The sequence below is a fragment of the Acinetobacter bohemicus ANC 3994 genome (genome assembly GCF_000367925.1).
Classification (GTDB): Bacteria; Pseudomonadota; Gammaproteobacteria; order Pseudomonadales; family Moraxellaceae; genus Acinetobacter; species Acinetobacter bohemicus.
Genome location: NZ_KB849168.1, coordinates 189,896 through 209,721, shown reverse-complemented (window position 1 = coordinate 209,721; position 19,826 = coordinate 189,896). Strand labels below are relative to the sequence as shown.

The 19,826-nt window shown below is 41.9% G+C and carries 19 protein-coding genes; 16 read left to right on the top strand and 3 right to left on the bottom strand.

Annotation, left to right across the window (positions count from 1 at the left end; genetic code table 11):
- The first annotated feature begins 24 nt into the window (after nt 1-24).
- The 8 genes from F994_RS08740 (at nt 25) to F994_RS08705 (ending at nt 8,867) form a co-directional block, all read left to right on the top strand.
- Nucleotides 25-693, top strand: coding sequence for an HAD-IA family hydrolase (locus F994_RS08740; RefSeq protein WP_004649945.1), 669 nt, complete (start codon nt 25-27; stop codon nt 691-693).
- Nucleotides 694-767: 74 nt separating this feature from the next.
- Entirely contained in the window at nt 768-1,481 is a 714-nt protein-coding gene (locus F994_RS08735) for a helix-turn-helix transcriptional regulator (protein WP_004649944.1), read from the top strand.
- 49 nt (nt 1,482-1,530) lie between these two features.
- Nucleotides 1,531-2,136 (top strand): glutathione S-transferase family protein, encoded by a 606-nt coding sequence (locus F994_RS08730; protein ID WP_004649943.1) that lies wholly within the window; start codon nt 1,531-1,533, stop codon nt 2,134-2,136.
- Between the two features lie 737 nt (nt 2,137-2,873).
- Complete coding sequence (locus tag F994_RS08725) at nt 2,874-3,683, top strand: fumarylacetoacetate hydrolase family protein (protein ID WP_004649942.1); 810 nt, start codon at nt 2,874-2,876, stop codon at nt 3,681-3,683.
- Nucleotides 3,684-3,720: 37 nt separating this feature from the next.
- Nucleotides 3,721-4,629 carry an acetaldehyde dehydrogenase (acetylating) gene (locus F994_RS08720; RefSeq protein ID WP_004649941.1) on the top strand — a complete coding sequence of 303 codons (909 nt, stop codon included), beginning with the start codon at nt 3,721-3,723 and terminating at the stop codon, nt 4,627-4,629.
- A gap of 11 nt (nt 4,630-4,640) precedes the next feature.
- Nucleotides 4,641-5,660 carry a 4-hydroxy-2-oxovalerate aldolase gene (gene dmpG / locus F994_RS08715; RefSeq protein WP_004649939.1) on the top strand — a complete coding sequence of 340 codons (1,020 nt, stop codon included), beginning with the start codon at nt 4,641-4,643 and terminating at the stop codon, nt 5,658-5,660.
- 827 nt (nt 5,661-6,487) lie between these two features.
- On the top strand, nt 6,488-7,726 hold the full coding sequence (locus tag F994_RS08710) for an OprD family outer membrane porin (RefSeq protein ID WP_004649938.1): 1,239 nt from the start codon (nt 6,488-6,490) through the stop codon (nt 7,724-7,726).
- Nucleotides 7,727-8,009: 283 nt separating this feature from the next.
- Nucleotides 8,010-8,867, top strand: coding sequence for an alpha/beta fold hydrolase (locus tag F994_RS08705; RefSeq protein WP_004649937.1), 858 nt, complete (start codon nt 8,010-8,012; stop codon nt 8,865-8,867).
- A gap of 166 nt (nt 8,868-9,033) precedes the next feature.
- On the opposite strand, the gene F994_RS08700 is transcribed toward F994_RS08705, so the two are convergent.
- Entirely contained in the window at nt 9,034-9,711 is a 678-nt protein-coding gene (locus tag F994_RS08700) for a DUF1345 domain-containing protein (RefSeq protein ID WP_004649936.1), read from the bottom strand.
- Nucleotides 9,712-9,990: 279 nt separating this feature from the next.
- Complete coding sequence (gene hcaR / locus F994_RS08695) at nt 9,991-10,899, bottom strand: DNA-binding transcriptional regulator HcaR (RefSeq protein WP_004649935.1); 909 nt, start codon at nt 10,897-10,899, stop codon at nt 9,991-9,993.
- Nucleotides 10,900-11,182: 283 nt separating this feature from the next.
- Here hcaR and hcaE point away from each other — a divergent pair, with 283 nt between their 5' ends.
- The 8 genes from hcaE to F994_RS08655 all read left to right on the top strand — a co-directional run bounded on the left by hcaE (nt 11,183) and on the right by F994_RS08655 (nt 19,224).
- The gene (gene hcaE / locus F994_RS08690) at nt 11,183-12,550 is read left to right on the top strand and encodes a 3-phenylpropionate/cinnamic acid dioxygenase subunit alpha (protein WP_004649934.1); all 1,368 of its coding nucleotides are present in this window, start codon (nt 11,183-11,185) and stop codon (nt 12,548-12,550) included.
- A complete protein-coding gene (gene hcaF / locus F994_RS08685) occupies nt 12,547-13,065 on the top strand; it encodes a 3-phenylpropionate/cinnamic acid dioxygenase subunit beta (protein WP_004649933.1) in 519 nt (172 codons plus the stop codon). Before hcaE ends, hcaF begins: the two co-directional genes overlap by 4 nt.
- The gene (hcaC, locus tag F994_RS08680) at nt 13,065-13,391 is read left to right on the top strand and encodes a 3-phenylpropionate/cinnamic acid dioxygenase ferredoxin subunit (RefSeq protein WP_004649932.1); all 327 of its coding nucleotides are present in this window, start codon (nt 13,065-13,067) and stop codon (nt 13,389-13,391) included. The genes hcaF and hcaC overlap by 1 nt, the downstream gene beginning before the upstream one ends.
- Nucleotides 13,392-13,393: 2 nt before the next feature.
- Complete coding sequence (gene hcaB, locus F994_RS08675; protein ID WP_004649931.1) at nt 13,394-14,209, top strand: 3-phenylpropionate-dihydrodiol/cinnamic acid-dihydrodiol dehydrogenase; 816 nt, start codon at nt 13,394-13,396, stop codon at nt 14,207-14,209.
- 408 nt (nt 14,210-14,617) lie between these two features.
- Nucleotides 14,618-15,583, top strand: coding sequence for a 3-carboxyethylcatechol 2,3-dioxygenase (locus F994_RS08670; protein ID WP_004649929.1), 966 nt, complete (start codon nt 14,618-14,620; stop codon nt 15,581-15,583).
- 12 nt (nt 15,584-15,595) lie between these two features.
- Nucleotides 15,596-16,840, top strand: a complete 1,245-nt coding sequence (gene hcaD, locus F994_RS08665; protein ID WP_004649928.1) for a 3-phenylpropionate/cinnamic acid dioxygenase ferredoxin--NAD(+) reductase subunit — start codon at nt 15,596-15,598, stop codon at nt 16,838-16,840.
- A 312-nt stretch (nt 16,841-17,152) separates the two neighbouring features.
- Nucleotides 17,153-18,091 carry a cation diffusion facilitator family transporter gene (locus F994_RS08660; RefSeq protein ID WP_004649927.1) on the top strand — a complete coding sequence of 313 codons (939 nt, stop codon included), beginning with the start codon at nt 17,153-17,155 and terminating at the stop codon, nt 18,089-18,091.
- Nucleotides 18,092-18,168: 77 nt separating this feature from the next.
- Nucleotides 18,169-19,224, top strand: coding sequence for an MBL fold metallo-hydrolase (locus F994_RS08655; protein WP_004649926.1), 1,056 nt, complete (start codon nt 18,169-18,171; stop codon nt 19,222-19,224).
- 13 nt (nt 19,225-19,237) lie between these two features.
- Here F994_RS08655 and F994_RS08650 read toward each other — a convergent pair whose 3' ends face one another.
- Nucleotides 19,238-19,639: a DoxX-like family protein gene (locus F994_RS08650; protein ID WP_004649924.1), complete on the bottom strand. Its 402-nt coding sequence runs from the start codon at nt 19,637-19,639 to the stop codon at nt 19,238-19,240.
- Nucleotides 19,640-19,826: the final 187 nt, after the last annotated feature.

Here is a 19,826-nt window from a genome sequence, read left to right as displayed (position 1 = left end):
GAAAATTGAAATAATGAGAGCGAAATGAATAAACCTGTAGAACTGATTGTCTTTGATTGGGATGGAACTTTGTTTGATTCAGTGGGGCAGATTGTGGCAAGTCTACAGTTTGCAGCGCAGCAATTTGAGCAACCGCTAACCCCTGAAGCGGCAAAAGGTATTATCGGTTTAGGTTTGCCAGAAGTGGCTCAAGTTTTATTTCCTACAGTGCCTGAATTACATACTGATCTTTTGAAGTGTTATGGCGATCATTATGTTGCCCATTCAACGGGTGATGCTTGGTTTGCGGGCATTGCTGAAATGTTGTATGGACTCAAAAATCAGGGCGTTCAGCTTGCGGTGGCGACGGGTAAAAGCCGTAGAGGTTTAGATCGTGTGCTGGCTCAAACCAATAGTCATGATTTGTTTGAGATTACGCGTGCGGCAAGTGAAACCAAGTCCAAACCTGACCCGCTGATGTTGGCCGAAATTTTGGCGTTCACCGGGGTAAAAGCTGAACAGGCGATTATGGTCGGAGACACTTCTTATGACTTGGAAATGGCGCAAAATATTGCCATGCCAAGAGTCGGCGTCGCCTATGGTGTACATAGTAAAAATGTCTTGCAGCAGTTTAATCCTTTGACCATTGCAGATGATGTCGCAAGTTTAGATCAGTTTTTAAATCAGCAAGTGAATGCTTCCGATGTGGCTTAAGCAAAGTTGATCATTTTTCAGGGCGTATAAGGATATGCGCCTCAAATTAATTTTGAATAACAAGAAAATACGCTATGAGTCGTTCCATTCGATTACTTCATTTATTACAGCATCTGCGTGAACAGCGTTACCCTGTTACTGCGCAACGTTTGGCTGAACATTTACAAATCAGTGTGCGAAGTGTTTATCGAGATATTGAAAGTTTACGTGATCAAGGGGTCAATATTGAGGGGAGTGTAGGTTTAGGATTTCAATTGAAAGAAAACTTTCTCCTTCCGCCAATGAGTTTGGATGAATCAGAAATTGAAGCGATGTATCTGGCATTACAATGGGCTAAATCTATTCCTGATCAAGCATTACAGCAGGCTTCACATTCGGTATTAAGCAAATTAAAAGCCGTATTGCCACAAAGAAAACAAGAATTTTTGAATGATACTTATCTAAAATCCATTCATTCATGGATTGAGGTTGATCAAACCATTGTTGAACAAGTGCGTATCGCAATTCGTTTACAAACTAAAATTCAGATTGATTATGTTGATGAGCAGAAACAGATTTCACACAGGCAATTATGGCCCTTTGCATTGGGATATTTTAACGACAAAATGTTGTTGGCTGCATGGTGTGAACTGCGTGAAGATTTTAGAAATTTCCGTTTAGATCGAATTCAAACGCTAATCTTCACTGAGCAAATCTATCCGCAATTTAAACGCCATTTATTTCAACAATGGTGTCAAAAAGAATTTTCAAGTTCAGAAAAATCACCCAGCACTACTGACAAAAACTGACACAGCTTAGTTCTATGCTAAAAAAACAATAAACACAGAGGATAGAACAATGGCTTTAACTTTATATACCAATACGCAATCTCGTGGCGTTGTGGTGGATTGGCTTATTCTTGATTTGGGGATTGAGGTCGAGCGCATAGAAGTCGCATATGGCACAGAAATGAAATCACCCGAATTTTTAAAACTCAATCCTTTTGGCAAAGTGCCGATTTTGGTCGATGGCGATGTGGTGATTTATGAGCTAGATGCCATTTGTGCGTATTTGGCAGATAAATTCGCTGAAAAAGGGTTAGCCCCAGCACTGAATGATCCGAAAAGAGGTTTATATTATCGTTGGTTGTTCTTTGGCGCAGGACCTTTTGCAGCAGCCTCCGACAATGAACATTTAAACATTCAAGTTGCACCAGAACAAAAAATGTTTATGGGCTATGGTGATTATCAAGATACCTATCAGGCGTTGATTCAAGGTTTAGAACAAGCAAGCCCTTATTTATGCGGTTCACAGTTTACGGCAGCAGATATTAGTTTAGGGGCAATGATTATGTGGCAACTAAAGATGAATCTATTACAGCCACATCCTGCGATTGAGCGCTATGTGTTGGCCATACAACAACGTGAAAGTTTAAAGAATAATCCTGCTTTATTTGCAGCATAAAACCATTTTATTAAAATCAGCCTCTTATGAAAGTAATGCCAGTCAGTTAAGAAATTGACTGGTTTTTTTATTTTAAATTCATGATGTTATTCGATATGCGGAAACGTCATCCGCAACTGTTCGAGGCAAAACTATTTTAAAAAAGTAAGGTTTCTGCGATTTATTAATTAGTAAAAGGAATTTGACGAGTTTTGCGGATGACAAATGCTTTTGATTACTTTGGGCTTATCCAAAGTAATAGATGAGCTCCAAGTATTTGATTTAAAAAATATAAGACTCCGTTGTGAAGAACTAAAAAGCTAAGGAATTTATTACAAAACTCCTTGGCTGACTGGTATTACTTATGAAAAGAGGCTTATTTTTTGTTGTAGATTTATACAAATAAACGTCACGCTTATTATCTTTTAGTCGTAGATGAAAAGTTTAATCAAAATATACAGAGCTAAACTCTAAATGATTGGGTCATTTTTCTCTTTGATTTTTCTACGCTGTTTATGTTGATGGATAAAACAAAAAAAGATTTATAGGTTCTAACTATTGTAAAAAATAAAATAAGTATTGGCGTAAAGTCGCCATTTTTCCGATGCTTAAACTGTTTATACACATACGCGTTTTATAGATGACCAGATACAGCTCGTCTGTCGCAATTGATCTAGTCGATCCGAGTTTTAAATCTTACTCAGTCATTTTTCATCTAAAACAGTATAAGTCCATTTTTGCAGTTTAAGGAAACATTGATGTCGAATTCTGCTGTTGTTGAAACGAGTGTTGAATCCGTTGCTTTAGCGCTTAGAGAAGCTGAACTGTCAAAAGTTGCGGTTGCCCCGATTCGTCCACAATTGGGGGGTGAAAGTGCCGATGTCGATATCGCCTATGCCGCTCAAGAAGTGAATACCCAGCGTGCGCTTGCTGAAGGGCGTCGTTTAGTTGGACGCAAGATTGGTTTGACTTCAAAAGTGGTACAAGCGCAACTCAGTGTAGATCAACCTGATTTTGGGATGTTATTTGCCGATATGGCCTATGGTGATGGTGAAGCCATTCCTGCTGGTTTGCTCATTCAACCGAAAGTTGAGGCTGAAATCGCCCTGATTATTAACAAAGATTTAACCCAAGAAAAACACACCTATGCAGACATTATCAGTGCGACTGACTATGCATTGCCTGCGGTAGAAGTGGTCGATAGTCGTATCGAAAATTGGAAAATTTCCCTGATTGATACGGTTGCAGATAACGCTTCATCTGCGGCTTATGTTCTAGGCTCACGTCCAGTGAAACTGGAAAATTTAGACCTTGTGAACTGCAAAATGGTGATGACGCGTGGTGACGAAGTGGTCTCTCAAGGTGTGGGTAAGGCATGTTTGGCAAACCCTTTAAACGCGGCAGTGTGGTTGGCTGACGAAATGGTTCGTCGTGGTCGTCCACTGTTGGCCGGTGACATCATCCTGACAGGTGCGCTTGGCCCAATGGTTGTCGCAAACCCCGGTGACGAATTCAAAGTTGAGATTGAAGGCTTTGGTTCAGTTGTTGCTGCTTTTGCTGCTGAATAACGTTTTTGTATAAATCGGAATTTTAGAGAGTACATTCATGAAAAAGATTAAATGTGCATTGATTGGTCCGGGTAATATCGGCACAGATTTGCTTTACAAACTGCAACGTAGCGAATGGTTAGAACCTGTCTGGATGGTGGGGATTGACCCCACGTCTGAGGGTTTGGCACGTGCTGCGAGCATGGGTCTAAAAACCACAGCAGAAGGCGTTGATGGTTTATTGCCACATGTATTGGCAGACAATATTCAAATTGCTTTTGATGCAACCTCTGCCTATGTGCATGCTGAAAACAGCCGCAAGCTCAATGAACTTGGCGTACAAATGATTGACTTAACGCCTGCGGCGATTGGTCCATTTTGCGTACCACCGGTAAATCTTGCTGCATTGCTTGAACAAGGTGAATTGCCAAACGTCAACATGGTGACGTGTGGTGGTCAAGCCACGATTCCGATGGTGGCTGCCGTTTCACGTGTTCAGCCTGTGAGCTATGGTGAAATCATCGCAACGGTATCGACTAAATCTGTGGGTCCGGGCACACGTAAAAACATTGATGAATTTACCCGTACCACTGCGGGTGCGATTGAGAAAGTTGGCGGCGCGAAAGCGGGTAAAGCGATCATCATTATCAATCCTGCTGAGCCACCACTGATGATGCGCGATACGGTTCATTGCCTCGTTGAAGGTGAACCCGATCAGGCTGCGATCACTGCATCCGTGCATGCCATGATCAAGGAAGTTCAAAAATATGTACCGGGTTATAAACTGGTCAATGGTCCAGTCTTTGATGACAACCGCGTTTCTATGTATTTAGAAGTTGAAGGTTTAGGCGATTACTTGCCTAAATATGCCGGTAACCTCGACATTATGACAGCGGCAGCTGCACGCACTGCGGAAATGTTTGCAGAGCGTTTAATTGCACAACAAGCAACCACTGAAGCGGTATAAGGAGCAACCACATGTCTAAGATTATTGTTCATGATATGACTTTGCGTGATGGTATGCACCCACAGCGCCATCAAACGACTGTTGAGCAAATGATTGCCATTTCAACTGCCCTTGATGATGCAGGTGTACCTTTAATTGAAGTGACACACGGTGATGGCCTTGGTGGTTCATCGGTGAACTACGGTTTTGCTGCGGCAACCGATGAGGAATATTTGTCTGCGGTTGTGCCACGGATGAAGAATGCGAAAGTCTCGGCACTTCTTTTGCCTGGGATTGGTACGGTTGACCATTTAAAAATGGCACATGAAATTGGTGTTTCAACCATTCGTGTGGCAACGCACTGTACAGAAGCAGACTGTTCCGAACAGCACATCACGGCTGCACGTCAATTAGAAATGGATACTGTGGGCTTTTTAATGTTGGCTCATATGGCAACACCGGCTCAATTGCTTGAAGAAGCGAAAAAAATGGTGTCTTACGGTGCGAACTGTATTTATGTGACTGACTCTGCCGGTTATATGCTGCCACAAGACGTGACTGATCGCGTTGCTTGTTTGCGTGACAGCCTTGATTCAAGTATTGAGCTGGGTTTCCATGGTCATCATAACTTAGGTATGGGGGTTGCCAATACCGTGGCTGCTGTTCAAGCGGGTGCGATACGGGTTGACTTGGCTTCTGCCGGTTTAGGTGCAGGCGCAGGCAATACACCACTTGAGTTATTCATTGCCGTTGCGAATCGCATGGGAATGGATACAGGTGTTGATTTGTTTAAAGTTCAAGATGTTGCTGAAGATCTTGTGATTCCGATGATGTTGAACCCGATTCGTGCTGATCGTGATGCAGCAACTTTAGGTTATGCAGGCGTTTACTCATCATTCTTGTTATTCGCCAAACGTGCTGAAGCCAAATATGGTGTTTCTGCTCGTGAAATTCTGATGGAATTGGGTCGCCGTGGTACAGTGGGCGGTCAGGAAGACATGATTGAAGATTTAGCTTTGACCATGTCGAAAGCCAAAGAACTGCAAGCCTAGAATTTTAAGCTTCGTTGTCGTACTGATTTTTCAGTTAGAAAAGCACCTTTATATAGGTAATACTGATCAGCTAAGGAGTTTTGTAATAAACTCCTTAGCTTTTTAGTTCTTCACAACGGAGTCTTATATCTTTAAATCAAATGCTTGGAGCTCATCTATTACTTTGGATAAGCCCAAAGTAATCAAAGGCATTTGTCATCCGCAAAACTCGTCAAACCCCTTTTGTTGATTAATAAATCGCAGAAACTGTACTTTTCCAAAGTAGTCTTGCCTCGAACAGTTGCGGATGACATTTCCGCGTATCGAATAACATCATGAATTTAAAATAAAAAAACCAGTCAATTTATTAACTGACTGGCATTACCTTTTATAGGTGCTTTTTATTGGCTGATGTAAAGGTATTTGATTAAGCATGGGGATAGTCATCTGCTTTTTTTAATGCAAGACGTGACTCATTGTTTAGAAAAATACAAAAAATTAATAGATAAAAAATATCATGCCATACGCCAGTTATATTAATTTTTTCAAATATTTAGCGGATAGAAAAGTGCAGTTAAACTTAAAAGCGATCAGTTGTTTTTATTTGGCAGAAATATCGCTGTTCTTTTATAAAAATAAGCCTGTGAACAATAGCTTATAAGCGGTTGCATCAAATAGCTGCAAAAGATCTTATTGTTTTAAGTTCTAAGCCCGCTTGGCATATAGATTTAGAAAGTCGTAAGCATGCGTTAAAGGTATTAAAGCTTAATACTGTAGTCGGATTTCGCAACTCAGAATTGTTGAGCATGATGGTGTTATAGCTTAATTTGATCACTGGGAATTTAGCCATGCATCGTCAAACACTATGGATAGCAATCTGTGCTGCTGCGGCAACACTAGGTACAACTGCAACGAATGCAGAATTTATCGACGATAGCCAAGTCCAATTAAAATTTAAAAACTTTTATTTAGATCGCCAATACGCCGATCTTCCACAAAACAACTGGGGCAGTTGGTCTCAAGCCGTGACTTTAGATGCTAAGTCTGGTTATGCCGATTTAGGTGCTATAAAAGTGGGCGCTGACATCTTGGTTCAACATGCTGTACGTTTGAATGGTCGGGATAAAAATCCAGATTGGGTTTTACCGCATGATGGCGAAAAACAAGCACGTGACTTTGGTAAAGTGGGGGCAACTTTAAAAGCCAAAGTGTCGCAAACTGAATTGAAAGTGGGTGAAATTTTACCTGTTTCACCGGTCTTGGTTTTTGACCCATCGCGTCAGTTGCTGACCACGTATAGCGGTGCATGGTTAGAATCAAAAGAGATGAAAGATACCAAGTTAACCTTGGCGTATATTGATGGCATTAACAACCGTTACGACAACCAATTCCGCGAATTAACGAAATTTGCACCACCTGCCTATGACAATGGCGCAAAAGCGGATGGGATGTACATTGCGGGTATTGACCATCAATTTAATCAAAATATTGGTGCAAGTTACTGGTATGCCGATGTGCAAGATATTTACCAACAGCATTATGTCGGTGTGAATTACAAAACCACATTGGGTGCAAAGGCAAAATTAGAGAGCCATATCCGTTATTTCGATAATTCGGAATCTGGTGATCAATTGTATGGAAACATTGATAATCAGGCGCTATCTGTAGGCGCTAAAATTAATCATGGCGCGCATACAGTAGGTTTGGGCTATCAACAGATGTTTGGTCAAAATGCATTTCCAACCATTGGCGGCTGGGTGCCACAACCTTATTTAGTGAACTGGGGTGTAGCGACATTTACCAATGTGAATGAAAAATCATGGGGCTTTACTTATGCTTATGATTTCTCTGAATTGGGTGCAAAAGGCTTAAATGCTACAGCGGTTTATTTCACGGGTTCTGATGCCGATGTGGCGGGTAAACAAGCACAAAAATCGGATGAAATTAATATGATTGTGAATTACACCCTTCCAGAAGGAAAGTTCAAAGGTTTAGGCATTCAAGGCATGTATATTGATGCGGACTTTGACTGGAAAACGGACTTAAAAGAGTACCGTATTGCGACAACTTATACTTATAAATTCTAATCATTTGATGGAAAAAGAGCAGCTGTTAATCGGTTGCTCTTTTTTTTCAGCTTAAGCCTATTGAGCTTGAAATAATTGAGCTGAATGGTGGTGGTAAATTTATTTTAAATATATTAAAAACAAAGACTTAAATTATCGTTTTTTTGTAGTTTATCATCGTTATTAAGTATCAGTTTGTGCTTGATGAACATGTAATATTAGGCTGTAAAATTGTCGAATTTATTATCATTCAGCGTGTCATTGAGTCAATCAAACACGTACCAATGCTGCATGAGGAGTATGTATGAGCACTGTCCAAATCCCTGAATATACAACCGATTCATTCTTTGGCTTAGAAGATAAGTGGATTGAAACTGCGCAAGGTGAGTTAACGCATTATCACGAAATGGGTGAAGGCACGCCTATTCTTTTCTTGCATGGTTCAGGTACGGGTGTATCTGCTGCGGCAAACTGGTGGTTGAACTTGCCACAAATTGCTGAACAAGCCCGTTGCATCGCAATTGACACTATTGGTTATGGTCAAACTGTTGTGGCACCGGGTACAGCCTATGGTATTCGTGCTTGGGTCGATCATGCCATTCGTACTTTAGATGCTTTAGGCATTGAAAAAACTTGGGTGGTGGGTAACTCATTGGGCGGTTGGTTAGCATTCCAAATGGTCTTAGATTACCCTGAACGTGTGCTCGGAATCGTATCAATGGGGACAGGGGGGGCGAAACAAACAGCAGCACTTAAAGCACATGCAAATCCAGTTTTAACCGAAGAAGGTATTAAGCAAACTCTGTCGATGTTTGTCGTGAACAAAGATTTGATTACCGATGAATTGGTTAAAGTCCGTTTTGATTCTGCCAAAAATGACTATGCATCTGACCGTTTGATGGATGTGGTTGGCGCACGTGACCGCGACCGTTTTGAGTTTCCACTCGACTTTGAAAAAATGAAAGACATTACGGTTCCCGTCTTGCTGATTCATGGCGTACAAGATGTGGTGATTCCGGTGTCTCGTTCATGGGATATTTTAAATATTGTGCCACATGCGGATGCACATATTTTCAGTCAATGTGGTCACTGGTCTCAAGTTGAAAAAGCGGAAGAATTTAATACCGTGATTAAAGATTATTTAACGGCGCGCGGCGTGTAATCTACTTGAATTCAGTGATAAAAAACAGGGTGGCTTTTGCCATCCTTTTTTATTGCTTAGATTCTCAGACGAAGTCCATGTCGATCAACGATTTGTACAGCCCATTTTGTTTAGCAGATAACATATCTTGATGCGAGTTATTTGGAGTGAAGGTATAAATTTGACTTTAAGCCATAATAAAACTGGCTGCGACATTAATACTGATCGCCAAAATCGTGGTGTTAAATCCATATGCCAAGATTAAGTGTAAGGTGTTTAATACACGCATCGATTGGCTGGTGACTGAAACATCCGCCGTTTGAGCAGACGTGCCAATCACATAACTAAAATATAAAAAGTCGGGGTAGGTCGGTTGCGGCGATTTGGGGAAATCTAAACCACCGTCTTGATGTTTTTCCAATGCCAAATAAAAGTCATGTGCATAATGAATGGCAAAGATGGTATGCATAAAGAACCAAGCGGAAATAATGGTCAGGATGGATAAAATTAAGTGTCCTACTCGAATGGTGGGGTCTGTGGGTAAATGATTAATTTCAATAATAATGGCAATAAAGCACATGATTAAGGTCATGAATACCAGCAGTAAAATGATCCATTTACTGGCATCTTGTTGCAGAGCGCGCTGCAAAATATGCGCATAATCTGTGTGCCAGAGTTTTTTTATGGTTAAGTATAAATAGTTATAAATGGAGATATTCCAACTGATTAAAAGACAGCTAGACCAACTCCATGGCGTCAGCCATTGTAAAAAATAATACAGCACTGCTATGGATGGAAAGATGATAAAAAAATAAGGGTGGTATTGAACGCCTATTTTGATTCGATGCAGTGAGTGTATTTTCATAAGGCTCTCTAGATCTGTGTCTATTTTTATCAATACATTTTTGATCAATACAGCAGGATGTTTATTAGACTTAAGTTGTAATTTTTTGATTATGAGATATTTTTATGCATGAACGAAGGAAAAGTTATACGTTATTTCCCATCGAAAAAGGCTTTTTCATCAATAAATAGTCTAAGACTGAAGTCTTCGCAGGACAAAATAAATAGAAAAATAGGCAAAACACGCACACCATTATTTATCAGAAAAATAATGGTGCGCTTAATTTAAAAAAGAAAGGGGCTAAATGGCTGAATTACGATTGATATTCAGATAAAACACGTGGGTGAGTAATTCAACAAATTTATGAACGGCGCTAGAGCTACTGTTTTTGTGGTAACTGACATATAAGTCCAAATACGGCAGTTCAACATCCAGCGCACGAATGACCGTATTTTTCATGGTCAATGGCGCAACGTAGCCGGGCAAGATGGTGCAACCTAAGCCCATGCCAATCGAGTTGATATTAAACAAGATATTATCGGCTTTTTGTACAATGTTAAATTCAATGCCATGGGTTTTGGCAAACTCTAGAATGGTGTTATGTAGCGTCAAAGATTGTTCTGCCGCAGGAATGATAAAATCAACACCATGCAATGCTTTGACTGGAATGCGTTCATATTTTGCTAAAGGATGATTTTCCGGCAAAATAAAAATCAAGGGTTCACGAAGCACAAATAAGCTTTCGATTTCATCACTGTTTAAATTCTGACGGGTAAACGTGACATCCAGATCACCTTTTTTTAACAGCTTTATTTGCTCAGTATTATTGAGACTAAGCAATTCAATTTTTAAATCTGAATTTTGGACTCGTAGATTGGGTAACACATAAGGAAAGATTTTCATCTCTGCCACAGGCACAAAACCAATCCGCAGCATTTGCTGTTTGGCTTGTAGGACTTGGCGTGCCATAGCAATGGCTTTGTCTGCTTGAGCCAATGTGAGGCGAGCTTGTTCTAGAAATACGGCACCTTCTTCCGTCAGTTCAACTTTACGCTTGGTACGATATAACAGTTTTACGCCGACATCTTCTTCGAGGTCTTTAATTTGCTGACTTAAAGAGGGTTGGGCGGTATAAAGCTTTAACGCAGCTTTACTAAAGTTAAGTTCTTCTGCAACGGTGATAAAATATCGAAGGTGTCGTAATTCCATATAATCGAGTCCAATGAGTAATCCAAAAAATGTCTTACTATAATTTGGCAAGAGTATAATCTATAAACAACTATGCCGTGAAGATGATTCTGCCATTTAGAAAATAAATGGTTTTTAATTTTTCATGACCATTTAAGTATAAGAAAAAAACACGGCGAATAATCCATAAAATATCTTAATTGAAACAAAAAAAATATTTCACTAAACGTCGCTAAAAAACCATTATCCACTAAAAGTTGAGTCTATTTACTTTGTGACAGAGTACGTCACAGGAGAGCTTCTCATGAGTGGAAAAATTGATGTGCGTGAAATTGATGCTTTAGTCGATGCACAAAATGGACGTATCTCGCCATATATTTATACCGATCCAGATTTATATGAATTAGAGCTTGAACGCGTTTTTGGTCGTACTTGGTTATTCCTTTGTCATGAAAGCCAAATTCCTAAAGCAGGCGACTTCTTCAATACCTATATGGGTGAAGACCCGATTATTGTGGCGCGTCAAAAAGACGGCTCAATCAAAGCATTTTTAAATCAATGCCGTCACCGCTCTATGCGTGTGAGCTTTGCAGACTGTGGTAATACGCGTGCATTTACTTGCCCATACCATGGATGGTCTTACGGTGTTGATGGTTCACTCAAAGATATTCCATTAGAAGATCGTGCCTTCCCGCAAGGGGCGTGCAAAGAAAAATGGGGTCTGGTGGAAGTGAATCGTGTTGAATCTTATAAGGGCTTAATCTTTGCCTGTTGGGATGAAACTACACCTGATTTAATTGAATATATGGGCGACATTGCTTGGTATTTGGATGGTGTGGTGGATCGTCGTCCGGGCGGCACCGAGATCATCGGTGGTGTGCATAAGTGGGAAATTGAATGTAACTGGAAGTTTGCCGCTGAACAGTTTGCATCGGATCAATACCATGCCTTGTTCTCTCACGCATCTGCCATCCAAGTGTTGGGTGCAAAACCAGATGACGAGTCTTCTAAAAAATTAGGCGCTGCACAAACAGCGCGGCCAGTATGGGAAACGGCTAAAGATGCCATCCAATACGGCTCGCGTGGTCATGGTTCAGGTTTCTTCTTTACTGAAAAACCCGATGCAAATGTCTGGGTCGATGGTGAAGTGGCGAATTACTTCCGTGAAACCTATGAGGAAGTCAAACAACGTCTAGGCGAAACGCGCGCATTGCGTTTGGCCGGTCACAACAACATGTTCCCCACCATGTCATGGTTAAACGGCACGGCAACGCTTCGCGTATGGCACCCACGTGGGCCAAATAAAACGGAAGTCTGGGCATTCTGTATTGCCGATGCTGAAGCGTCGCAAGAAGTCAAAGAAGCCTTTGAGCGTTCTGCAACACGTGCCTTTGGCCCTGCGGGTTTCCTAGAGCAAGATGACTCTGAAAACTGGATTGAGATTCAAAAAGTATTACGCGGTTATAAAGCACGTAATAACCAACTGATTATGGAAATGGGCTTGGGGAATGAGAAAAAACGTGAAGATGGTATTCCGGGGATTACCAACTACATTTTCTCTGAAACTGCGGCACGTGGCTTATATCGTCGCTGGGCAGATCTGTTGATCCATGACACATGGGAAGAGGTCGAAAAAGCCGCTGAGCAATACGAGAAGGAGCTCATAAAATGAGTCAGATCAGTTTAGAACTTCATCATCAAATTAGTCAGTTTCTGTATCGTGAAGGCAAAGCGCTGGACGATTGGAAATTCCGCGATTGGCTGGATATGTTGGCGGACGATATTTCTTATACGCTACGTACCACGCCAAACGCACAAACTCGTGACCGTCGTCGTTCAGTTGAACCGCCAACCACTTGGGTATTTAACGATACCAAAGATCTTTTAGAGCGTCGTGTTGCACGTCTTGAAACAGGTATGGCATGGGCTGAAGAGCCGCCATCACGGACCACACATATGGTGTCGAACGTGATTATCGAGCCGACTGAGGTGGACGGTGAATATGATGTGTATGTTACATACTTGTTGTACCGTACCCAAAAAGAGAAAGATGTAACGATCTACTGCGGTAAACGTCACGACAAATTACGTCAAGTTGAAGGTGGCCTCGGCTTCCAAATCTTCAAGCGTAAAATTACCTTAGATCAAGTGACTTATAACTCACATAACCTGAGTGTGTTCTTCTAATGAATAAGATTTTTGTTTGCCAAGTTGATGAATTAGACGAAGGCGAAGTGCTAAAAGTAGATTGCGGCGTGAACGGCATTGAAGCGTTGGCTGTATTTAACAATGGCGGAGAGTTCTTCGCCATGAATGACCGTTGTTCACATGGTAATGCCTCAATGTCTGAAGGTTATCTTGAAGATGACGGTACAGTTGAATGCCCATTGCATTCAGCACGGTTCTGCTTAAAAACAGGTGAAGCATTGTGCCTACCAGCAACAGATCCAATCAAAACCTTCCCTGTAATTGTTGAAGATGGTCAGTTGTTTGTAGAGATGGTAGGAGAGTAAGCATGGCTTGGCTACAAGGTGAAGTTGCACTGATTACTGGCGGTGGTTCCGGTTTAGGCTGGGCCTTGGTTGAGCGTTTCTTGCAAGAGGGCGCACAGGTTGCAGTTCTTCAACGTTCAAAAGCAAAAGTGGATGCCTTGCAAGAACACTTCGGTGGTAAAGTTCTTGCGATTGAAGGTGATGTAGCCAGCTATGCAGACAATGTCCGTGCTGTTCAAGCGACCGTTGAGCGTTTCGGCAAGCTGGATTGCTTCGTTGGGAATGCGGGTATTTGGGATCATTACGCTGATATCGTCAATACTTCTGGCGAGCAGCTGGAAAAAGCCTTTGATGAAATCATGGGCATTAACACCAAATCACTCATTTTGGGTGCCAAAGCTGCGCTAGATGAATTGGTCAAATCTGAAGGTTCAATCATCTTGACCTTGTCTAACTCTGCGCTGTATTCAGCAGGTGGTGGTCCAATTTACACCGCATCTAAACATGCGGGCGTGGGCATAATGAAAGAACTGGCCTATGAACTTGCGCCTAAAGTACGCGTCAATGCCGTTGCGCCATCAGGCATGAACGTCAATATCAAAGGGGCGGCATCACTTGGTCAGGAAAATCTGGGTCTACTCGATGCGCGTGACCCTGAGAAAATTGGCCGTGGCATGCCATTGGGTTTCTTACCTGAACCTGAAGATATGACCGGCTCTTATGTCTTGCTGGCATCTCGTGCCAATAACCGTACCCTGACGGGTGTTTTAATTAATGCGGATTGTGGTTTGGGGATTCGTGGTTTGCGTCAGCCGCGTGCAGGTTTCTTTGACGAGTGATTTCTTCACTGAACTATTCATCATTTAAAGATCTTCTTAACTTTGAAAAGTAAGGAAATCTCGAATCTAAATTAAATTAGGTTTGAATGAGTATTTCAAAAATCTTTGGTACGCGGAAACGTCATTCGCAATTGTTTGAGGCAGGACTAGAGCTAAAACGAAATGTTTCTGCGACCTGCTAATGTCGTGATGGTCTTTGCCGAGTTTTGCGAATGACAATGGTTTTGCCTACTTTTCCTAAAAGAAAAGTAGGTCGAACCGAAGGTTACTCCGGAAGTTTATGCTTTATTGGAAAGACGCCGCTTAAACATTTCAACGCTTAATTTTGACCCAGTCTTTATATTGAAATCTTTGCATATGTTAAGGAAATACAGTCACTAAGCGACAGTTTCTATTTCGGAGTAAAACATGCCTGTTAAACTCATTTGTGCATCGCACAGTCCACTCATGGAATTTGCTTCGCCACAGCGTGCAGAACAGGAAACCAATGTTCGTGCTGCATTTGAAAAAATGGCGGCTGAAGTCAAAGCCTTTGATCCAACTTTAATTATTACTTTTGGACCTGACCATTTTAACGGTTTCTTTTACGACCTCATGCCAAGTTTCTGTGTCGGTATTCGTGCCACAGCCGCAGGCGATTGGAATTATGGTGCAGAGAACAACAAAATTAATGTGCCGGAAGAAACAGCGCTTCATTTAGTGCGTCGTGTCTTGGATGAAGGGGTCGATGTTGCTTACTCTTACCGTATGCAGGCCGATCATGGTGTGACTCAACCTTTGCATTTCCTATGCGATGGTCAACTGGATCGTTACCCAACCATTCCAGTGTTTATTAATGGTGCAGCAGCGCCCATGCCAACGACTAAACGTACCGTTGCTTTAGGTCGCGCGATTGGTCAGTTCATCAAATCTTTAAACCTTGAAAATGAACGGGTACTGATTTTAGGTACAGGGGGATTGTCACATGATCCACCGACACCGCAAATGGGTTCAGTTCCGCCTGAAGTGGAAGAATTCCTGATTTGTGGCCGTAATCCGAGTCCGGAAGCACGTGAAATACGTCAGTCAAAAATTATTGCTGTCGGGCAAAAACTGGCAGCAGGCAATACCTCTGTTGCCGTGCCTTTGAATGCCGCTTGGGATATAGCCTTACTTGAAACCTTCAAAAATGCTGACTTTGCGGCAATTGAGGCGATGACTGAAGCTGAAATTCGCCGTGACGGCGGTCGTGGCGGTCAGGAGGTTCGTTCATGGATTGCCGCATTTGCCGCATTGTCTGAATTGGGCGAATACCACATGACCACGCAAGTCTATGAAGCAATCAGTGAATGGATTGCAGGCTTTGGCATTGTATCGGCAGAATTGAAAAACTAAGGAAGGATGGACATGAGCCAAACGAATATTGAAAGCATTGTGATTGTGGGTGCTGGTCAAGCTGGTGCCAGCGCTATTTTAGAACTTCGCGGCAACAAATACGAAGGCAAAATCATTTTGGTGGGTGACGAAACCCATCTGCCTTATGAGCGTCCACCGTTGTCTAAAGAGGTGATCCTCAATCCTTCCGATACCAAAATTGAAATTCTGTCAGAACAGAAACTGGCCGATTTGAATGTTGAGGTGATTCGCGGCAATGGCGTGGTGAAAATCAATAGCGACGCTCACAGCATTGAGCTTAAAAATGGTGACGTTGTTGCTTACGATAAATTATTGCTTGCAACAGGCGGTGCTGCGCGCCGTTTGCCAAACTTTGATGCTTTGGGGCAACACGTTTATACCTTGCGTAACCTTGAAGACTCTCAAGCCTTAGTCCCTGTGTTGCAAGCAGGCCGCCGTATCATCTTGATTGGGGGCGGTGTCATTGGTTTGGAACTCGCATCAAGCGCACGTTTCAAAGATTGTACCGTGACTGTGATTGAAATGGGTTCGATGGTGATGGGCCGTTGTTCACCGCTTATCCTGAGTGAATTTTTGCTTGAACAGCATCGTGCTCAAGGTGTCGATGTCCGTCTTGAAACTCAGATTACTGATTGCCGACTGGATCAAAAGCAGGATGGCGAAGAAGTTGTGGTCACTTTGGCTTCTGGTGAAGAACTTCGTGCCGATGCTGTAGTTTACGGTATTGGCATTGTACCCAATGCGCAACTGGCGATTGATGCGGGCTTAGACGTGGACGTGGCGATTAAAGTCAATCAAGATTGTCAAACGTCAAATTCAGACATTTATGCCGCAGGCGATGTTGCTACTCAATTACGTGACTGTGGTCATCACCGCCGTGTGGAAACTTGGGAAAATGCCAACCTGCAAGCGGGAATTTTTGCGCGTCATGTGATGGGTGTTGAACATCCTAAAGCCAATCCAGCATGGTTCTGGACCGATCAACTGGATATTAATGTCCAATTTGTTGGTGATATGGCAGCAAGTGAATGGCATGTCCGTGGTGAAATGGATGCAGCGAAGGGCGCAGACAATTCATTCGTGATGTACGGTGTGACTGACGGTCAAATTGTTGCAGGCATTACCGTCAATGCGGGTAAAGAAATGCGCCATTTGAAAAAAATGATCAGTAAAAATATCGTATTTGAAATGGAAAAACATTTGGATGTCGCACAAGATTTACGCAAAATAGCTTAAAGTGTGTAACGCGATCTTTGAACAGCCCTCTGTTTAGCAGAGGGCTGTTTTTTTATGCGTGTTTATGCTGTATTGATCATCAGGAATGTTGATCTGCTAGGTGATTTTGATATGCGCTATGTTCAAAATCACAGCTTGAGCACGTTTTGGTTGCATGAAGTAGACATATCAATTTGTCATTTTCACTGACGGACATTCACTTTTAAAAACAACAAAAAGATAAACCATATCATGCATGCTTTCGTTACTATAAATAGCGGGGAACAATCATGCTTGCGGTATTGGATAATAATAAATTCAGGACAACTTTAAATGTCTGACTCAAATAAAATGGTGGTGTATGCGGCTTTACTGGGTAATTTAGCCATTGCCTTGGTCAAGTTTGTCGCTGCATATATCACCAATAGTTCCGCCATGCTGAGTGAAGCTATTCATTCCGTCGTGGATACGCTGAATGAAATTTTACTGCTTTACGGCATAAAAAAATCGCAACAGCCTGCCAATGTGAAGCATCCGTTTGGTTATGGGCGTGAACTGTATTTTTGGGCCTTTATTGTTTCCCTGATGGTCTTTGCATTGGGTGCAATTGTGTCGATTTATCAAGGCATACAACATGTGCGTCACCCTGAGGAAATGCTCAATCCGAGCTTGAATTATATTGTTTTAGCGATTGCGATGGTATGTGAAGGGGCATCGTGGCTGGTGGCGTTAAAGGCTTTTCGTCGGGTCAAAGGTCAGCAAGGTTATTTTGAAGCTTTTCGCCGCAGTAAAGATCCAACCACTTTTACCGTATTATTTGAAGACACCGCAGCTTTATGTGGTCTGTTTATTGCGTTCATCGGGATTTATTTGGCACATCAGTTCAATATTCCTGAGTTGGATGGCGTGGCCTCGATATTGATTGGTATTGTGCTGGCTGTTTCTGCTATTTTATTGGCGCGGGAAACCAAAGGTTTATTGCTGGGTGAAACCGCAGATCCACAATTACGCAATAATATTTTACTGATTGCGCAAGAAGATATTGCAGTCTTTTCGGCGAATGGTGTTTTGACTGAACAGATGGGTGCGCATCAAGTGCTTGCATCTTTAAGTTTAGAATTTGAAGACAATTTGCAATCGGATGAAATTGAAGCATGCGTCAACAGAATTGAAGCGAAAATTAAACAAATTCATCCTGAAATTGTGGCATTGTTTATAAAACCACAAACGAAAAAAGTGTGGTTGGAACGTATGAAAGGACGTTTGGAATAAAAAACGTGATATACATGAGGGAACATTTGAAATATCGGATTTTGAATGTTTAAGTCACACTAAGAAATTGAATGTACATGAAGCAAAAGCCCGAACAATTACACTTTCAACTGCCTACACAAGAATGTTGGTCACATAGTTGGCGTCAGCCTGCATTGCAATTTATGCATTCGAACCAGCATGATGGTCAACGATTTTGCAATGCTTTACCGCGTCCACAAGGACGTGGACGTGTAGACCTATTAAAATGGCTATTCAAACGCAAGTCATCGACATGGAATGTCGATGTTGCTAAAGAACATGCAGAATTTCATGCTGTTAAACGGGCCATGCCGCAAGATCGTCCACAAGCCAGCATTGATGATTGGCAGGTTTGGTTTGTTGGGCATGCCACAGTACTTTTACAAATTGGTCCGTATAACTTATTAACCGATCCTGTATGGTGTGAGCATGTCGGTCCGAAGCACGGCAAAGGGCCAAAACGGGTCATGCCTGCGGGCATTGCGTTACAGGAATTACCGACCATTCATGCGGTATTGCTGAGTCATAATCATTATGACCATATGGATTTAGCCAGCTTACAGTGGTTGCATCATCAATTTGCCATGCCCATTTATACTGGCTTAGGTAACTCATGGTATTTACCAAAAAGTTTTCATGTCTTGGAAATGGACTGGTGGCAATCGGCTTTATTACAGGATTTAAAAATTATCTATACGCCTGCGCAGCATGGTTCAGGTCGAGGCATACGTGATCAAAATCGCGCACTATGGGGCGGTTTTTCTATTTTAGCAGGTAAAGATCATTGCTTCTTTGCAGGGGATACGGGTTACTCGCCGCATTTTAAAGAGATTCAAAGTCGTTTAGGCGCACCGCGTGTTTCACTCTTGCCGATAGGTGCGTATGAGCCACGTGAGCTGATGCGTTATATGCATATGAATCCACAAGATGCGTTTCAGGCACATCAAGATTTACACTCGAAATGTTCACTGGCGATCCATTACCGAACCTTTCAGTTGACCGATGAAAGTCGTGAACAACCTGAGCTAGATTTAAAAGTGGCGATGAAAAATACCTCTAAATTGATGACTCCTTTTTATTGCGTGCGAGAAGGGCGACGTTTGGTGGTTTGATGGTTTGATGGTTTTAAAGCGGACTGTTTCTGAGCTTTAAAAGTTGAATCGCAATGATTGACAGAACCATCATGGCAATATTCATCACCACAGGATTAAATGCCGTGCTGAGTTGTAACGGATCTGTGATCATTATCAGGAGTAATAATCCAGTTAAGCCCAAAATATTGAGCTGATGGATCAAGGCTGTTCTTTGCCACATCAGAAAAGTACAGCCAAACATGATTTCCAGCACACCTGATAGGGCAACACATATTTTTGCCATATCGAGTTCAAATCCCATCGTTTGCCAAATATTAATTTCAGCCTTGGATTGAAATAAAATTTTCGGTATCACGCCCTGATAGATCCAGAGCACAGCCAGTGTTAGCTGAATAAGTTGGAGTGGTTTTTCTAAGCATTGCTTATACATCATCAAGCGCGTGCTCCAAAAAGTGGCGCTTATTATCTAATGCTAGTCAGTTAAGCAATTGACTGGCTTTTTTATTTTAAATTCATGATGTTATTCGATACGCGGAAACGTCATCCGCAACTGTTCGAGGCAAAACTATTTTAAAAAAGTAAGGTTTCTGCGATTTATTAATCAATAAAAGGAATTTGGC